Source organism: Cetobacterium sp., assembly GCF_048470075.1.
Lineage (GTDB): Bacteria > Fusobacteriota > Fusobacteriia > Fusobacteriales > Fusobacteriaceae > Cetobacterium_A.
On sequence record NZ_DBGBQB010000244.1, the window covers coordinates 1 to 14,191 of the forward strand.

The 14,191-nt window shown below is 35.4% G+C and carries 28 protein-coding genes and 1 pseudogene; all 29 read left to right on the forward strand.

Translation table 11 applies throughout. The features are described from left to right. Positions 1-262 (forward strand): annotated as a pseudogene (tuf, locus tag ACMOUI_RS08515) (elongation factor Tu); the annotation flags it as partial. Positions 263-466: 204 nt separating this feature from the next. After that, positions 467-778 carry a 30S ribosomal protein S10 gene (gene rpsJ, locus ACMOUI_RS08520; protein WP_023050803.1) on the forward strand — a complete coding sequence of 104 codons (312 nt, stop codon included), beginning with the start codon at positions 467-469 and terminating at the stop codon, positions 776-778. Positions 779-961: 183 nt separating this feature from the next. After that, positions 962-1,588: a 50S ribosomal protein L3 gene (gene rplC / locus ACMOUI_RS08525; protein WP_418965297.1), complete on the forward strand. Its 627-nt coding sequence runs from the start codon at positions 962-964 to the stop codon at positions 1,586-1,588. A gap of 30 nt (positions 1,589-1,618) precedes the next feature. Continuing rightward, positions 1,619-2,251: a 50S ribosomal protein L4 gene (gene rplD, locus ACMOUI_RS08530; RefSeq protein ID WP_320313943.1), complete on the forward strand. Its 633-nt coding sequence runs from the start codon at positions 1,619-1,621 to the stop codon at positions 2,249-2,251. Further along, on the forward strand, positions 2,251-2,538 hold the full coding sequence (rplW, locus tag ACMOUI_RS08535) for a 50S ribosomal protein L23 (protein WP_023050806.1): 288 nt from the start codon (positions 2,251-2,253) through the stop codon (positions 2,536-2,538). Before rplD ends, rplW begins: the two co-directional genes overlap by 1 nt. A 90-nt stretch (positions 2,539-2,628) precedes the next feature. Further along, positions 2,629-3,459, forward strand: coding sequence for a 50S ribosomal protein L2 (rplB, locus tag ACMOUI_RS08540; protein WP_023050807.1), 831 nt, complete (start codon positions 2,629-2,631; stop codon positions 3,457-3,459). Positions 3,460-3,483: 24 nt separating this feature from the next. Continuing rightward, entirely contained in the window at positions 3,484-3,765 is a 282-nt protein-coding gene (rpsS, locus tag ACMOUI_RS08545; protein WP_023050808.1) for a 30S ribosomal protein S19, read from the forward strand. Between the two features lie 47 nt (positions 3,766-3,812). Continuing rightward, positions 3,813-4,145, forward strand: coding sequence for a 50S ribosomal protein L22 (gene rplV / locus ACMOUI_RS08550; protein WP_023050809.1), 333 nt, complete (start codon positions 3,813-3,815; stop codon positions 4,143-4,145). 15 nt (positions 4,146-4,160) lie between these two features. Further along, complete coding sequence (gene rpsC / locus ACMOUI_RS08555; protein ID WP_256690278.1) at positions 4,161-4,817, forward strand: 30S ribosomal protein S3; 657 nt, start codon at positions 4,161-4,163, stop codon at positions 4,815-4,817. Between the two features lie 2 nt (positions 4,818-4,819). Beyond that, positions 4,820-5,242, forward strand: coding sequence for a 50S ribosomal protein L16 (gene rplP / locus ACMOUI_RS08560; protein ID WP_418965298.1), 423 nt, complete (start codon positions 4,820-4,822; stop codon positions 5,240-5,242). After that, positions 5,242-5,424 (forward strand): 50S ribosomal protein L29, encoded by a 183-nt coding sequence (gene rpmC, locus ACMOUI_RS08565; protein WP_023050812.1) that lies wholly within the window; start codon positions 5,242-5,244, stop codon positions 5,422-5,424. The genes rplP and rpmC overlap by 1 nt, the downstream gene beginning before the upstream one ends. 49 nt (positions 5,425-5,473) lie before the next feature. Next, positions 5,474-5,725: a 30S ribosomal protein S17 gene (rpsQ, locus tag ACMOUI_RS08570; protein ID WP_418965299.1), complete on the forward strand. Its 252-nt coding sequence runs from the start codon at positions 5,474-5,476 to the stop codon at positions 5,723-5,725. A 34-nt stretch (positions 5,726-5,759) separates the two neighbouring features. Continuing rightward, on the forward strand, positions 5,760-6,128 hold the full coding sequence (rplN, locus tag ACMOUI_RS08575) for a 50S ribosomal protein L14 (RefSeq protein ID WP_307774868.1): 369 nt from the start codon (positions 5,760-5,762) through the stop codon (positions 6,126-6,128). A gap of 22 nt (positions 6,129-6,150) precedes the next feature. After that, the gene (gene rplX, locus ACMOUI_RS08580; protein WP_320313940.1) at positions 6,151-6,492 is read left to right on the forward strand and encodes a 50S ribosomal protein L24; all 342 of its coding nucleotides are present in this window, start codon (positions 6,151-6,153) and stop codon (positions 6,490-6,492) included. Positions 6,493-6,510: 18 nt separating this feature from the next. Next, entirely contained in the window at positions 6,511-7,062 is a 552-nt protein-coding gene (gene rplE, locus ACMOUI_RS08585; protein WP_418965300.1) for a 50S ribosomal protein L5, read from the forward strand. 22 nt (positions 7,063-7,084) lie between these two features. Continuing rightward, positions 7,085-7,372, forward strand: coding sequence for a 30S ribosomal protein S14 (gene rpsN, locus ACMOUI_RS08590; RefSeq protein ID WP_418965301.1), 288 nt, complete (start codon positions 7,085-7,087; stop codon positions 7,370-7,372). 23 nt (positions 7,373-7,395) lie between these two features. Beyond that, complete coding sequence (rpsH, locus tag ACMOUI_RS08595) at positions 7,396-7,791, forward strand: 30S ribosomal protein S8 (RefSeq protein ID WP_418965302.1); 396 nt, start codon at positions 7,396-7,398, stop codon at positions 7,789-7,791. A gap of 18 nt (positions 7,792-7,809) precedes the next feature. Beyond that, the gene (rplF, locus tag ACMOUI_RS08600; protein WP_418965303.1) at positions 7,810-8,346 is read left to right on the forward strand and encodes a 50S ribosomal protein L6; all 537 of its coding nucleotides are present in this window, start codon (positions 7,810-7,812) and stop codon (positions 8,344-8,346) included. 47 nt (positions 8,347-8,393) lie between these two features. Continuing rightward, positions 8,394-8,762 carry a 50S ribosomal protein L18 gene (rplR, locus tag ACMOUI_RS08605; RefSeq protein ID WP_332479142.1) on the forward strand — a complete coding sequence of 123 codons (369 nt, stop codon included), beginning with the start codon at positions 8,394-8,396 and terminating at the stop codon, positions 8,760-8,762. Positions 8,763-8,786: 24 nt separating this feature from the next. After that, the gene (gene rpsE / locus ACMOUI_RS08610; protein ID WP_418965304.1) at positions 8,787-9,287 is read left to right on the forward strand and encodes a 30S ribosomal protein S5; all 501 of its coding nucleotides are present in this window, start codon (positions 8,787-8,789) and stop codon (positions 9,285-9,287) included. A 13-nt stretch (positions 9,288-9,300) separates the two neighbouring features. Beyond that, the gene (gene rpmD / locus ACMOUI_RS08615) at positions 9,301-9,483 is read left to right on the forward strand and encodes a 50S ribosomal protein L30 (protein ID WP_023050822.1); all 183 of its coding nucleotides are present in this window, start codon (positions 9,301-9,303) and stop codon (positions 9,481-9,483) included. Positions 9,484-9,486: 3 nt separating this feature from the next. Continuing rightward, positions 9,487-9,966, forward strand: coding sequence for a 50S ribosomal protein L15 (gene rplO, locus ACMOUI_RS08620; protein ID WP_418965305.1), 480 nt, complete (start codon positions 9,487-9,489; stop codon positions 9,964-9,966). A gap of 37 nt (positions 9,967-10,003) precedes the next feature. Beyond that, positions 10,004-11,284 (forward strand): preprotein translocase subunit SecY, encoded by a 1,281-nt coding sequence (gene secY / locus ACMOUI_RS08625; RefSeq protein ID WP_418965306.1) that lies wholly within the window; start codon positions 10,004-10,006, stop codon positions 11,282-11,284. 59 nt (positions 11,285-11,343) lie between these two features. Continuing rightward, positions 11,344-11,985 (forward strand): adenylate kinase, encoded by a 642-nt coding sequence (locus ACMOUI_RS08630; protein ID WP_418965307.1) that lies wholly within the window; start codon positions 11,344-11,346, stop codon positions 11,983-11,985. Between the two features lie 25 nt (positions 11,986-12,010). Continuing rightward, positions 12,011-12,781 (forward strand): type I methionyl aminopeptidase, encoded by a 771-nt coding sequence (gene map, locus ACMOUI_RS08635; protein ID WP_418965308.1) that lies wholly within the window; start codon positions 12,011-12,013, stop codon positions 12,779-12,781. 87 nt (positions 12,782-12,868) lie between these two features. Then, entirely contained in the window at positions 12,869-13,087 is a 219-nt protein-coding gene (gene infA / locus ACMOUI_RS08640; protein WP_040407300.1) for a translation initiation factor IF-1, read from the forward strand. A 28-nt stretch (positions 13,088-13,115) separates the two neighbouring features. Beyond that, positions 13,116-13,229, forward strand: coding sequence for a 50S ribosomal protein L36 (rpmJ, locus tag ACMOUI_RS08645; RefSeq protein ID WP_040407302.1), 114 nt, complete (start codon positions 13,116-13,118; stop codon positions 13,227-13,229). Between the two features lie 154 nt (positions 13,230-13,383). Further along, positions 13,384-13,740 carry a 30S ribosomal protein S13 gene (gene rpsM / locus ACMOUI_RS08650; RefSeq protein ID WP_418965309.1) on the forward strand — a complete coding sequence of 119 codons (357 nt, stop codon included), beginning with the start codon at positions 13,384-13,386 and terminating at the stop codon, positions 13,738-13,740. Between the two features lie 56 nt (positions 13,741-13,796). After that, positions 13,797-14,186 (forward strand): 30S ribosomal protein S11, encoded by a 390-nt coding sequence (gene rpsK / locus ACMOUI_RS08655; protein WP_256690268.1) that lies wholly within the window; start codon positions 13,797-13,799, stop codon positions 14,184-14,186. Positions 14,187-14,191 lie beyond the last annotated feature (5 nt).

A 14,191-nucleotide genomic window follows, 5' to 3' on the forward strand; every position in this document is an offset into this window, starting at 1 on the left:
GGTATACGTATTAACTAAGGAAGAGGGAGGAAGACATACTCCATTCTTCTCAGGATACAGACCACAGTTCTACTTCAGAACTACAGATATAACTGGAGCAATCAACTTACCTGAGGGAGTAGAGATGGTAATGCCAGGAGACAACATTGAGATGACAGTGGAATTAATCCACCCAATCGCAATGGAGCCAGGATTAAGATTCGCGATCAGAGAGGGAGGAAGAACAGTAGCTTCTGGAGTTGTTGCAGAAATTACTAAGTAATCTTACTTAAACTAAGTGAAAATTAGTTCATATAGAAGGGGACTTCGTCCCCTTTTATATTCTTATAAACACTAGATAAAAAAACTTTTAAATAAAAACAAAAAACATTTGCTTTTTGTAAAAAATATGATATAATTACCAGAGTGTACAAAAGAATTATTTAATTCTTTTAATCGAAACTTTTAAGGAGGTGCGAAAAGTAAAATGGCTTCTAACAAGTTAAGAATTTACTTAAAAGCTTATGATCACACTTTATTAGATCAATCAGCTAAGAAAATAGTAGAAGTAGCAAAGAAATCTGGAGCAGAAATTGCAGGACCTATGCCACTACCTACAAAGATTAAAAAATATACTGTACTAAGATCAGTACACGTAAACAAAGACTCGAGAGAGCAATTCGAGATGAGAGTGCACAGAAGAATGGTAGAGATTAAAAACTCTAACCCTAAGACAATTGCTTCTTTAACAGCAGTTAACTTACCAGCTGGTGTTGGAATCGAAATAAAGCAAGCTTAATTGTTTTAATGAAAAGATTCTGAGAAAAAAGCAGACGGCTGATTTTCGGGTAATTTGATGCTAATTGAAGAATTAAATTATCCTTACAGAATAATACAAGTTGGCGTTTTTTTTTAAAGAAAAAGTGGTGGAACCACGAGGGCAAGTTGTCAACCAATATATTATTTGATGGAGGTAAAACACATGTCAGGAATTTTAGCAAAAAAAATTGGAATGACTCAAATTTTCGAAGATGGAAAATTTATTCCAGTTACAGTTGTTGAAGCTGGACCTAACTATGTTCTTCAAAAGAAGACTGTAGAGAATGATGGATACACAGCTTTACAATTAGGATTTGATGAGAAAAAAGAAAAAAATACTACAAAGCCATTAATGGGAATTTTTAACAAAGCTGGTGTAAAGCCATTAAGATTTGTTAAAGAGTTAAAAGTTGATTCAGTAGAAGGAATCGAACTTGGACAAGAGATCAAAGTAGATGCTTTAGCAGAGGTTGCTTTCGTAGACATTACAGGAACTTCAAAAGGTAAAGGAACATCAGGAGTTATGAAGAGACATAACTTCAGTGGAAACAGAGCTTCTCACGGTGTTTCTAGAAACCACAGACTTGGAGGATCTATTGGAATGTCGTCTTGGCCTGGAAAAGTTCTTAAGAACAAAAGAATGGCTGGACAATATGGAAATACAACTGTAACAGTTCAAAACTTAAAAATTGTTAAAGTTGACGCAGAAAACAACTTACTACTAATTAAAGGTGCAGTACCTGGTCCAAAGAACGGATATATCGTTGTTAAACCAGCTGTGAAGAAATAATTAGTTAGTAGATGAGGAAGGAGGAAAATAATGGCAGTTTTAAACATATATGACTTAGCAGGAAACCAAACTGGTACTGTAGAAGTTAAAGATTCTGTATTCGGAATCGAGCCTAATCAAGCAGTATTACACGAAGTATTAACTGCAGAGTTAGCAGCTGCTAGACAAGGAACTGCAGCTACTAAAACTAGAGCTATGGTTAAAGGTGGAGGAAGAAAGCCTTTCAAACAAAAAGGAACTGGAAGAGCTAGACAAGGTTCTATCAGAGCTCCACACATGGTAGGTGGAGGAGTAACATTCGGACCACAACCAAGATCATATGAGAAAAAAGTAAACAAAAAAGTAAGAAACCTTGCTTTAAGATCAGCACTTTCTGCGAAAGTTGCTGCTGGAGAGATCTTAGTTCTTGATGGAACTGTAGATGCTCCAAAAACAAAAACAATAATCGCTTTAACAAATGCTTTAACAGCAACTACAAAGCAATTATTCGTTGTAAATGACCTTGCTACAGAAGCTGATTACAACTTATACTTATCAGCTAGAAACTTAGAGAACGCAGTAGTTCTTCAACCAAATGAGATTGGAGTTTACTGGTTATTAAAGCAAGAGAAAGTTATCGTAACTAAGGAAGCGTTAACGACAATCGAGGAGGTGCTTGCATAATGACTGCTTACGATATCGTAAAGAAGCCTGTAATCACTGAAAAAACTGAAATTTTAAGAAGAGATTACAACAAGTACACATTTGAGGTAAGTCCTAAAGCAAATAAAGTTGAGATTAGAAAAGCTATCGAAACTATATTTAACGTAAAAGTTGAATCTGTAGCTACAATCAACGTAAAGCCAGTTACTAAGAGACATGGAATGAAGCTTTACAAAACTCAAGCTAAGAAAAAAGCTATTGTTAAATTAGCTGCTGGGAACACAATAACTTACTTCGCAGAAGTATAATTGAAAAATAATTAGAGGTTTAGTTCTTTATATATAAAAAGGATAAAGCTAAAGATAATTATAGGTCAGGAAATTTTGGAGGTTAACAAAATGGCAATTAGAAAGTTAAATGCTATAACTAATGGTACTAGACACATGTCTAGATTAGTTAACGAAGATTTAGATAAAGTTAGACCTGAAAAGTCTTTAACTACTCCATTAAAATCTGCTTATGGTAGAGATAACTATGGACACAGAACTTGTAGAAATAGAGACAAGGGACACAAAAGACTTTACAGAATCATCGACTTTAAAAGAAATAAATTAGATGTACCTGCAAAGGTAGTATCACTAGAGTACGATCCAAATAGAACTGCAAACATTGCATTATTATCGTACGCTGACGGAGAGAAGAGATATATTCTTGCTCCAAAGGGACTTAAGAAAGGTGACATCGTAATGGCTGGTTCAAATGCTGAAATAAAGCCAGGAAACGCTCTTAAATTAAAAGAGATGCCTGTTGGATCACAGATTCACAACGTTGAGTTACAAAGAGGAAAGGGTGGACAATTAGTTAGATCTGCAGGAACTGCAGCAAGACTAGTTGCAAAAGAAGGAACTTACTGTCACGTTCAGTTACCATCAGGTGAGTTAAGATTAATTCACGGAGAATGTATGGCAACTATCGGTGAAGTAGGAAACTCTGAGCACAGCCTAGTTTCACTAGGTAAAGCTGGAAGAAATAGACACAAAGGAAGAAGACCTCACGTTAGAGGATCTGTAATGAACCCTTGTGATCACCCACATGGTGGAGGAGAAGGTAAAGCTCCAGTTGGAAGAAAATCTCCTATGACTCCTTGGGGTAAACCAGCTCATGGTGTTAAGACAAGAGGAAGAAAAACTTCAGACAAGTTTATCGTAAGAAGAAGAAACGAAAAGTAATTTTCGAGAGGAGGCTAATAGGTAATGGCTAGATCATTAAAAAAAGGACCTTTTTGTGACCACCACTTAATGAAAAAAGTTGAGGAAGCAGTAGCTACTGAGAATATAAAAGCGGTAATAAAGACTTGGTCTAGAAGATCAACAATATTCCCTAACTTTATAGGATTAACATTTGGTGTTTACAATGGTAAAAAGCACATACCAGTTCACGTAACTGAGCAAATGGTTGGACATAAACTAGGAGAGTTTGCACCAACTAGAACATACTATGGTCACGGTGTAGACAAAAAGAAAAAGAAAAAATAATCGATTTTAAATTAATAAATTGATAGTAGGAAAAGGAGGTTGGACTAGTGGAAGCTAGAGCAATAACTAGATTCGTAAGATTATCTCCAAGAAAAGCTAGACTTGTAGCAGACTTAGTGAGAGGAAAATCAGCATTAGAAGCTTTAGATACGTTAGAGTTTACTAACAAAAAAGCAGCTAGATTTATAAAGAAAACACTAGCATCAGCAATTGCTAATGCAACTAACAACTTCAACATGGATGAGGAGAAGTTAGTAGTATCAACTATAATGATAAATGACGGACCAGCGCTTAAGAGAATAATGCCAAGAGCGATGGGAAGAGCAGATATAATAAGAAAACCAACAGCACACATTGTTGTGGCAGTGTCTGAAAAGTAGTAAGGAGGTAAGACTGTGGGACAAAAAGTAGACCCTAGAGGACTGAGACTTGGAATAACAAGAACTTGGGATTCTATCTGGTATGCAGATAAAAAAGAATACGCAAAGTTCTTCCATGAAGATACAAAGATCAGAGAAATGATCAAAAAGAACTACTTCCACGCGGGAATTTCGAAGGTAAAAATCGAGAGAACTTCTCCATCACACGTTGTAGTTTTAATACACACAGCTAAAGCTGGAATAATCATCGGAAGAAAAGGTTCTGAAATAGAATCATTAAGAGCTAAACTTGAAGCAATGACTGGAAGAAAAGTTACAGTTAAAGTTCAAGAGGTTAAAGAGTTTAACAAAGATGCAACTTTAGTTGCAGAAAACATCGCTACATCTATCGAGAAGAGGGTAGCTTATAAGAGAGCAGTAAGCCAAGCTGTTATGAGAGCAATGAAAGCAGGAGCAAAAGGAATCAAAGTTATGGTTTCTGGAAGATTAAATGGTGCTGAGATCGCAAGATCTGAGTGGGTAGTAGAAGGAAAAGTACCTCTACACACATTAAGAGCAGATATCGACTACGCTACAGCTACAGCTCACACAACATATGGAGCTCTTGGAATCAAAGTTTGGATCTTCCACGGTGAAGTACTTCCAACTAAGAAGGAAGGAGGGGAAGCGTAATCATGTTAATGCCTAAAAGAACAAAACATAGAAAAATGTTTAGAGGAAGAATGAAGGGTACAGCTCAAAGAGGTAACACTGTTGCTTTCGGAGATTACGGATTACAAGCCCTTGAGCCAGCATGGATAACAAACAGACAGATCGAGTCTTGTAGAGTTGGAATCAACAGAACATTCAGAAGAGAAGGTAAAACTTTTATTAGAATATTCCCTGATAAGCCAATCACTGCTAGACCAGCTGGAGTAAGAATGGGTAAAGGTAAAGGAAACGTAGAAGGTTGGGTAGCAGTAGTAAAACCTGGAAGAATAATGTTCGAGGTATCTGGTGTTACTGAAGAGAAAGCAATAGCAGCTTTAAGAAAAGCTTCTATGAAACTTCCTATCAGATGTAAGATTGTAAAAAGAGAGAATGGTGGTGAGAACTAATGAGAGCTAAGGAAATAAGAGAAATATCTACTGAAGACTTAGTAGTAAAGTGTAAAGAGCTTAAGGAAGAACTTTTCAACCTAAAGTTTCAACTTTCATTAGGACAAGTAACTAACACTGCTAAGATTAGAGAAGTAAGAAGAGAGATCGCAAGAATAAACACTATATTAAACGAAAGATAATTAAATCTTAGTAAAAAATATAGATTCTTAAGAAGAGGAGGTCAAAATCTTGAGAAACGAGAGAAAAGTAAGAGAAGGAATCGTTGTTTCTGATAAGATGGACAAGACGATAGTTGTTGCTATCGAAACAATGGTATTACACCCAATCTACAAAAAGAGAGTTAAGAAGACTATGAAGTTCAAGGCACATGACGAGAACAACGTAGCTCAAACTGGAGATAAAGTAAGAATCATGGAAACTAGACCATTATCTAGAGATAAGAGATGGAGACTAGTTGATATTATAGAGAAAGCTAGATAATAATCCAAATTATTGTTGAGAGGAGGATAATTTAATGGTACAACAACAAACTATCCTTAATGTTGCTGATAACTCAGGAGCTAAAAAACTTATGGTTATAAGAGTTCTTGGAGGATCTAGAAGAAGATTCGGAAGAATCGGTGACATTGTTGTGGCATCAGTTAAGGAAGCAATACCTGGTGGAAACGTTAAAAAAGGAGACGTAGTAAAGGCAGTTATTGTTAGAACTAAAAAAGAGTTAAGAAGAGAAGATGGATCATATATTAAATTTGATGATAACGCAGCTGTTATCTTAAATAACAATAATGAACCAAGAGCAACAAGAATATTCGGACCAGTTGCAAGAGAATTAAGAGCTAAAGACTTCATGAAGATAGTTTCACTAGCTCCAGAAGTAATATAATTGAGAGAGGAGGCTAATTGTCGTGGCTAAACCTAAGATTAAATTTGTACCAGAGTCATTACATGTAAAAACTGGAGATACAGTTTACGTAATATCTGGAAAAGATAAAGGAAAAACAGGTAAGGTTTTAAAAGTATTCCCTAAAAAAGGAAAGATCGTTGTTGAGAACATCAACATGGTTACAAAGCATATGAAACCTTCACAAATAAACCCACAAGGTGGAGTTGTAACTAAACCAGCTCCAATGTTCTCTTCAAAAGTAATGCTATTTGATGAGAAAGCTGGTAAACCAACAAGAGTTGGATACAAGTTCGTGGACGGTAAAAAAGTAAGATACTCTAAAGTATCTGGAGAAACTTTATAAGAGAGGAGGAGAACGTAAGTGTCTAAATACGTTTCTAGATATCATAAGTTATATAACGAAACAATAATTGCTAACTTAATGAAAGAGTTAGGATTATCAAACGTTATGGAATGTCCAAAATTAGACAGAATCGTTGTTAACATGGGAGTAGGAGAGGCAACTCAAAACTCTAAATTAATCGATTCTGCAATGGCTGATTTAGCAATAATCACAGGACAAAAACCAGTTGTAAGAAAAGCAAAAAAATCAGAAGCTGGATTTAAGTTAAGAGAAGGAATGCCAATCGGTGCAAAAGTTACTTTAAGAAAAGAGAGAATGTACGATTTTCTAGATAGATTAGTAAATGTAGTTCTTCCAAGAGTAAGAGACTTCGAAGGAGTTCCAGCGGATTCATTCGACGGAAGAGGAAACTACTCTTTAGGATTAAGAGATCAATTAGTTTTCCCTGAGATCGAGTTTGATAAAGTTGACAAGCTTTTAGGAATGTCTATCACTATAGTATCTTCAGCTAAAACAGATGAAGAAGGAAGAGCTTTACTTAAGGCATTCGGAATGCCTTTCAAAAAGTAAATAGTGAGGAGGTTAATAATAAATGGCTAAAAAGTCAATGATCGCTAGAGAAGTTAAAAGAGCAACTTTATGCGACAAATATGCTGAAAAAAGAGCTGAGCTGAAGAAGAGAGTAAATGAGGGAGATATGGAAGCTATGTTTGAGCTAAACAAATTACCTAAAAACTCTTCAGAAGTTAGAAAGAAAAATAGATGTCAATTAGATGGAAGACCAAGAGGATTCATGAGAGAATTCGGAATTTCGAGAGTTAAGTTCAGACAACTAGCTGGTGCTGGACTTATCCCAGGTGTAAAGAAATCATCTTGGTAATTGATGAAAGGAGGATTTAATACATGTTTTTAACAGATCCAATTGCAGATATGTTAACAAGAGTTAGAAATGCAAATGCTGTAATGCATGAGAAAACAGATGTTCCTCACTCTAACATAAAAGAGAGAATCGCTGAGATTTTAAAAGAAGAGGGATATATTTCTAACTATAAGATAGTAACAGATGGAAATAAAAAGAATATAAGAGTATACTTAAAGTATGACGGAAAAGAAAGAGTAATCAAAGGAATAAAGAGAATATCTAAGCCAGGAAGAAGAGTTTATTCTTCTGTAGAAGATATGCCAAGAGTATTATCAGGTTTAGGAATCGCTATTGTTTCTACTTCTAAAGGAATCGTAACTGATAGAGTAGCTAGAAGAGAGAACATTGGTGGAGAAATTCTTGCATTCGTTTGGTAATAACTAGGAGGTAGCCATATGTCAAGAGTAGGTAAGAAGATCATAGTGGTACCTGCTGGGGTAGAAGTTACATTAGCTGCAGGAAACGTAGTTACTGTAAAAGGACCTAAAGGTACTTTAACTAAAAAATTTAACGAAGAGTTAACAATAAATGTAGAAAACAATGAGGTTACAGTTGCAAGACCAAACGATTTACCAGCTGTAAGAGCTATACACGGAACTACAAGAGCACTTATAAACAACATGGTTGTTGGAGTATCTGAAGGTTTCAAGAAAACTCTTACACTTGTTGGAGTTGGTTACAGAGCTACTGAGAAAAATGCTGGATTAGAGATGGCTTTAGGTTATTCTCACCCAGTTATAATCGATGCTGTTGAAGGAATCAAAATGACAGTTGAGAAAAATACAACTATCCACATTGAAGGTATAGAGAAAGATGTAGTAGGACAAGTTGCTGCTGACATCAGATCTAAGAGAGCTCCAGAGCCTTACAAAGGAAAAGGAGTTAAGTATTCTGACGAAGTAATCAGAAGAAAAGAAGGTAAGAAATCATAATACTAACTAAAAAATGTTAGTGTGCTGAGAATAAGGAGGTTAAAAAGTTGTTTAAGAAAGTTAATAGAGACGCTATTAGAAGAAGAAAGCACTTATCTATCAGAAACAAGATTTCTGGTACAGCTGAGAGACCAAGACTTTCTATATATAGATCAAACAACAACATCTTTGCTCAATTAGTTGATGACGTAAATGGAGTAACTTTAGTTTCTGCATCTACTATCGATAAAGAGATCAAAGGGAATGTAAAGCACGGTGGAAACATCGAGTCTGCTAAGCTAGTTGGAAAAGCAATTGCTGAGAGAGCTGTAGCAAAAGAAATATCTGTTATCGTATTTGACAGATCTGGATATAAATACACAGGAAGAGTAGCTGCCCTTGCAGAGGCTGCAAGAGAAGCAGGACTTAAATTCTAATTCTTGTAGAGAGGAGGACTTCACTTGTCTAAGTTAGTTAAAGAAGAAAAACAATTTCAAGAGAAATTATTAAAGATTTCTAGAGTTTCTAAGACAACTAAAGGAGGAAGAACTATATCTTTCTCAGTTTTAGCTGCTGTAGGAGACGCTGAAGGAAACGTAGGAATAGGACTAGGAAAAGCGAATGGTGTACCTGATGCAATCAGAAAAGCAATCGCTTCAGCTAAGAAAAACATGGTAAAGGTTTCATTAAAAGGAACTACTATTCCTCATGAGATAGTTGGTAAGTGGGGAGCTACATCAATTTGGATGGCACCGGCTTACGAAGGTACTGGAGTTATCGCAGGATCATCTTGTAGAGAGATTCTTGAGTTAGCAGGAGTACACAATATCCTTACAAAAATAAAAGGATCAAGAAACAAGCACAACGTTGCAAGAGCTACAATTGAAGGTTTAGCAGCATTAAGATCTGCTGAAGAAGTTGCAGCTTTAAGAGGAAAAGAAGTTAAGGAAATCTTAAGCTAGGAGGTAAAAAAAGATGGCAAAGCTTAGAATAGAGCTTGTAAAAAGCATAATCGGAAGAAAGCCTAACCATATAGCAACTGCAAAGTCGCTAGGGCTTAAGAAGATGAATGATGTTAGAGAGCATAACGTGACTCCTGAATTAATGGGAAAAATCGCTCAAATTTCTTACCTAATAAAAGTAGAGGAGGTGCAATAATCAATGAAATTAAATGAATTAAAGCCTTCTGTACCAAGAAAAGCTAGAAAAAGAATCGGAAGAGGAGAGTCTTCAGGATTAGGAAAGACTGCAGGAAAAGGAAGCAATGGTCAAAACTCTAGAGCAGGAGGAGGGGTAAAACCTTACTTCGAGGGTGGACAAATGCCTTTATACAGAAGAACTCCAAAGAGAGGATTCTCTAACGCTATATTCAGAAAAGATTATGCAGTAATAAACTTATGTGATTTAAATAGATTCGAAGAGGGAACAGAGGTAACTCCAGAGTTATTAGTAGCTGCTGGTGTAATCAAGAAAACTCTTGCTGGAATCAAAGTTTTAGGAAACGGAGAGCTAGAGAAGAAAGTATCTGTAAAAGCTCACAAAGTTTCTGCTTCTGCAAAAGCAGCTATCGAGGCAAAAGGTGGATCTGTAGAGATTCTTGAAGTTAAAACTTTTGCTGATGTAGCAAAAAATAACAAGTAATTTATAGACTAGTTATTTCAATGTGAGGTGAAGAATTTTGGGTTTAATTGAAAAGTTTGAAACGAAGCTTAGAGGTATATTTAAAATTCCGGAACTGAGAGAGAGAATCATCTTCACCTTATTAATGTTCCTAGTAGCTAGGGTAGGGACATATATCCCTGCTCCTGGTGTGGACATTGATCGTTTAGCTCAAATGACTGCACAAAGTGATTTACTAGGATATATTAATATGTTCTCAGGTGGGGCTTTCCAAAGAGTATCTATATTTGCATTGGGAATTGTACCATATATCAATTCATCAATTGTATTTAGTTTACTTGCTGTAATCATTCCAAAGATTGAAGAGATTCAAAAAGAGGGTGAGTCAGGAAGAAATAAGATTACTCAATGGACTAGATACCTAACTATTGTAATAGCTATAGTCCAAGGAATTGGAGTATGCACTTGGTTACAATCGGTAGGATTAGTAACAACACCAGGGTTTACATTTTTCTTAACAACAATAACAACTTTAACGGCAGGAACAATATTTTTAATGTGGGTAGGGGAACAGATATCTGTAAAAGGTATCGGTAATGGAGTTTCACTACTAATATTTTTAAATGTTATTTCAGGAGCCCCAGGAGCTGTTATTCAAACTATACAAGATATGAGAGGGAGTAAGTTTCTTATTCCTGTTTTGTTATTAGTGGGGGTTGCTGCAATTATAACAATTGCGGGAATTGTTGTATTCCAATTAGGGCAAAGAAAAATACCAGTTCACTATGTAGGGAGAGGATTTGCTGGAAATAATGGAATGGGTCAAAACTCATATATTCCATTGAAGTTAAATAGTTCAGGTGTTATGCCTGTAATTTTCGCTTCAGTGGTGATGATGATACCTTCTTTAATAGTAAACATGCTTCCCGGAGAGTTTTCTGGAAAGGTAATACTTGCTAGAATATTTGGTGACCAGCATCCTGTATATTTAATACTATATGCTGCTGTAATTATATTCTTCTCGTTCTTCTATACTTCAATAGTTTTCGATCCTGAAAAGGTTGCAGAGAACTTAAAACAAGGTGGAGGTACGATTCCAAGTATTAGACCTGGATCTGATACAGCTGATTATCTTGAAGGAGTTGTAACTAGAATAACTTGGGGTGGAGCTATATTTTTAGCTTTAATCGCAATTGCACCAATGGTACTATTTAAAGCTTTTGGACTGCCAATATTCTTTGGTGGAACAGGAATAATAATAGTAGTGGGAGTAGCTCTAGATACTGTACAACAGATAGATGCTCACCTTATCATGAAAGAGTATAAGGGATTTTTATAAAATCTTGGCACGGCATATGTCGTGCCCTTTTTATTTAAAAATATAAGGAGATGAAAGTAATGAATATAATGTTATTTGGAGCACCTGGTGCTGGAAAAGGAACACAAGCAAAATTCATAATTGATAAATATGGAATTCCACAAATCTCTACTGGAGATATGCTAAGAGCAGCGATAGCTGAAGGTACAGAGATGGGAATGGAAGCTAAAAAATTTATGGATGAAGGAAAATTAGTTCCAGATTCTACAATGATAGGAATAATTAAAGATAGATTATCACAAGAGGATTGCAAAAAAGGATTTATTTTAGATGGATTTCCAAGAACTTTAGCTCAAGCAGAGGCTCTAGAGGTATTATTAAAAGAGTTAAATATGAACTTAGACAAAGTTATATCTTTAAATGTTCCTGATGAGTTAATAGTGGGAAGAGTAGTAGGAAGAAGAGTATGTCCAAATTGTGGAGCATCTTTCCATATTGTAAATAATCCACCAAAAGTAGAGGGAAAATGTGATTATTGTGGTTCTGATTTAATTATCAGAAAAGATGACAATAAGGAAACTGTTGAAAAAAGATTATCTGCATATCATGAGCAAACAGCTCCATTATTCGACTTCTATTCAGAAAGAGGAGTAATGGTAGAGTTAGATGGAACTAAAGAGATAAATGAAATTGCAAAAGAGATCTTTAATATTTTAGGATAACTTTAGAAAACCAGAAAGGAAGATTATGGTTATAATAAAAACTAGAGAAGAGATAGAAAAAATCAAAAAACCATGTCAATTAATTGCAAGATTATATGCAGAGTATTTACCACAGTTTATAAAACCAGGTATTTCAACGCATGAGTTGAACAAATTAATTGAAAACTACTTGATAGATAATGGAGCAGAGCCAGCAACTATAGGTGTAGGTGGACCAATAAATCCATACCCTGCTGGGTCTTGTATATCTGTAAATGAAGAGGTAGTTCATGGGATTCCAAAAGAAAATAGAATTCTTCAAAATGGAGACATTGTAAGTGTTGACGTAGTAGCTAGAATGGATGGATTTTATGGAGATTCAGCAATAACTTTCCCAGTTGGAGAGATAGATGAAGAATCACAAAAATTGATAGATGTTACTAAAGAGGCGAGAAGAATTGGAATCGAGCAGGCATTTGCTGGAAACAGACTTGGAGATGTTGGAAACGCAATTCAAAAATATGTTGAATCAAATGGATTTACTGTAGTTAAAGATTTTGCTGGGCACGGAGTAGGAAAAGCTATGCATGAAGATCCTTGTATTCCAAACTATGGAAGAAAAGGTAGAGGAATTAAAATCGAGGAAGGAATGGTTTTAGCTATAGAGCCAATGGTGAATATTGGAACTTACAAAGTGAATATAACAGATGATGGATGGACAGTAGTAACAAGAGATGGAAAGCGATCAGCACACTTTGAACATACTGTCGCTATAATAGATGGAAAACCTGTTGTTTTAACTGAATTAGCTCAATAGAAATAACAAAAAATTATTAAAATTAAGCTAGACTTTTTGTAAAATAAATGTTAAAATAATATGAATTTCTGTTCGATAGGAGGTAATATGTCGAAAAAGGATGTTATCGAATTAGAAGGAACTATATTAGAGGCCCTTCCAAATGCGATGTTTAAGGTTGAATTAGAGAATGGACACACAATTTTAGGGCACATCTCTGGTAAAATGAGAATGAATTACATTAAGATTTTACCTGGAGATAAAGTAACGGTACAAATTTCTCCTTATGATTTATCTAGGGGAAGAATAGTATACAGAAAAAAGTAAAGTTATGATCACGAGAGGAGGTAATTAAGTGAAAGTAAGAGTATCAATTAAGCCTATTTGTGACAAATGTAAAGTTATCAAGAGACACGGGAAAATCAGAGTAATCTGTGAAAACCCTAAGCACAAACAAGTACAAGGATAACTTGAAAAGTTTTGCAAACTAGTACTGACATGGGAAGTACTGTAAAGGTATGTTAGGCTGTAGAGCTAGTACTCGAAAGAGGCATACCGAGGAAAGTCTTAGTCAGTTAATATACTGACGGATATATAAAATTTTCGGAAGAGGAGGAAAAATTTTGGCTAGAATCGCAGGAGTAGATATTCCTAGAAACAAGAGAATAGAGATTGCTCTAACTTACGTTTATGGAATTGGAAAACCAACTTCACAAAAAGTATTAACAGAAGCAGGAGTAAACTTTGACACTAGAGTAAAGGATTTAACTGAAGAAGAGTTAAACAAAATCAGAGCCATTGTTGAAACTATCAAGGTAGAGGGAGATCTTAGAAAAGAGATCAGACTTGCAATAAAGAGACTTATGGACATCAGATGTTACAGAGGTTCAAGACACAAAATGAACTTACCAGTAAGAGGACAAAAGTCAAAAACAAATGCAAGAACTAGAAAAGGTCCTAAAAAACCTATAAAGAAATAGTTTTTAAGCTAATTGTAGTATAAAGAACGGAATTTTATCGTAAGGAGGTAGCTAAATTGGCTAAGAAGAAAGTAGCTAAAATCAAGAAGAAATTGAAAAATATTCCTAACGGAGTAGCTCATATACACTCAACTTTCAATAACACAATAGTAGCAATTACTGATGTGGAAGGTAAAGTAGTAAGCTGGAAATCAGGAGGAACTTCTGGTTTCAAGGGAACTAAAAAAGGAACTCCATTCGCAGCTCAAATCGCAGCAGAGCAAGCAGCTCAAATCGCAATGGAAAACGGAATGAAGAAGGTTGAAGTAAAAGTGAAAGGACCTGGATCAGGTAGAGAGGCATGTATCAGATCTCTACAGGCAGCAGGATTAGAGGTTACAAAAATAACTGATGTAACTCCAGTTCCACACAACGGATGTAGACCACCAAAAAGAAGAAGAGTGTAATAACA

Coding starts and splice junctions, on each gene's coding strand:
- ACMOUI_RS08630 (WP_418965307.1), top strand. CDS start 11,344: ATGAATATAATGTTATTTGGAGCACCTGGTGCTGGAAAAGGAACACAA.
- rpsS (WP_023050808.1), top strand. CDS start 3,484: ATGGCTAGATCATTAAAAAAAGGACCTTTTTGTGACCACCACTTAATG.
- rplD (WP_320313943.1), top strand. CDS start 1,619: ATGGCAGTTTTAAACATATATGACTTAGCAGGAAACCAAACTGGTACT.
- rplF (WP_418965303.1), top strand. CDS start 7,810: ATGTCAAGAGTAGGTAAGAAGATCATAGTGGTACCTGCTGGGGTAGAA.
- infA (WP_040407300.1), top strand. CDS start 12,869: ATGTCGAAAAAGGATGTTATCGAATTAGAAGGAACTATATTAGAGGCC.
- rplP (WP_418965298.1), top strand. CDS start 4,820: ATGTTAATGCCTAAAAGAACAAAACATAGAAAAATGTTTAGAGGAAGA.
- rpsN (WP_418965301.1), top strand. CDS start 7,085: ATGGCTAAAAAGTCAATGATCGCTAGAGAAGTTAAAAGAGCAACTTTA.
- rplN (WP_307774868.1), top strand. CDS start 5,760: ATGGTACAACAACAAACTATCCTTAATGTTGCTGATAACTCAGGAGCT.
- rplW (WP_023050806.1), top strand. CDS start 2,251: ATGACTGCTTACGATATCGTAAAGAAGCCTGTAATCACTGAAAAAACT.
- rplC (WP_418965297.1), top strand. CDS start 962: ATGTCAGGAATTTTAGCAAAAAAAATTGGAATGACTCAAATTTTCGAA.
- rpmC (WP_023050812.1), top strand. CDS start 5,242: ATGAGAGCTAAGGAAATAAGAGAAATATCTACTGAAGACTTAGTAGTA.
- rpsH (WP_418965302.1), top strand. CDS start 7,396: ATGTTTTTAACAGATCCAATTGCAGATATGTTAACAAGAGTTAGAAAT.
- rpmD (WP_023050822.1), top strand. CDS start 9,301: ATGGCAAAGCTTAGAATAGAGCTTGTAAAAAGCATAATCGGAAGAAAG.
- rplB (WP_023050807.1), top strand. CDS start 2,629: ATGGCAATTAGAAAGTTAAATGCTATAACTAATGGTACTAGACACATG.
- rpsJ (WP_023050803.1), top strand. CDS start 467: ATGGCTTCTAACAAGTTAAGAATTTACTTAAAAGCTTATGATCACACT.
- map (WP_418965308.1), top strand. CDS start 12,011: ATGGTTATAATAAAAACTAGAGAAGAGATAGAAAAAATCAAAAAACCA.
- rplO (WP_418965305.1), top strand. CDS start 9,487: ATGAAATTAAATGAATTAAAGCCTTCTGTACCAAGAAAAGCTAGAAAA.